Here is a 430-nt window from a genome sequence, read left to right as displayed (position 1 = left end):
ACTGGTGCTACGGGTGCTACTGGGGTTACGGGTGAAACTGGAGTTACAGGTGCTACGGGTGCTACTGGAGTTACTGGAGTAACAGGAGTAACAGGTGCTACTGGAGCTACTGGAGTTACGGGTGATACTGGAGTTACAGGAGTTACGGGTGCTACTGGAGTTACAGGAGTTACAGGTGATACTGGAGTTACTGGAGTTACTGGAGTTACTGGAGCTACTGGAGCTACGGGTGCTACGGGAGTTACTGGAGTTACGGGTGAAACTGGAGCTACTGGTGCTACTGGCGCTACGGGAGTTACAGGTGATACTGGAGTTACGGGAGTTACGGGTGAAACTGGTGCTACGGGTGCTACTGGAGCTACGGGTGAAACTGGTGCTACTGGAGTTACGGGTGCTACTGGAGTTACGGGTGCTACTGGTGCTACTGGAG

Annotated in this window: 1 protein-coding gene; it reads left to right on the top strand. The window is 53.3% G+C overall.

The genetic code is table 11. The features are described 5' to 3' along the window. Nucleotides 1–430, top strand: a 430-nt coding sequence (locus BM210_RS35495) for a hypothetical protein (RefSeq protein WP_218185021.1), incomplete at both ends; no start/stop codon positions are given.

It is taken from the genome of Paenibacillus sp. 1_12 (assembly GCF_900114475.1).
Taxonomy (GTDB): Bacteria; Bacillota; Bacilli; order Paenibacillales; family NBRC-103111; genus Paenibacillus_S.
Note: the sequence above shows the minus strand (reverse complement) of the source record. Positions and strands in the feature narration are given on the sequence as shown.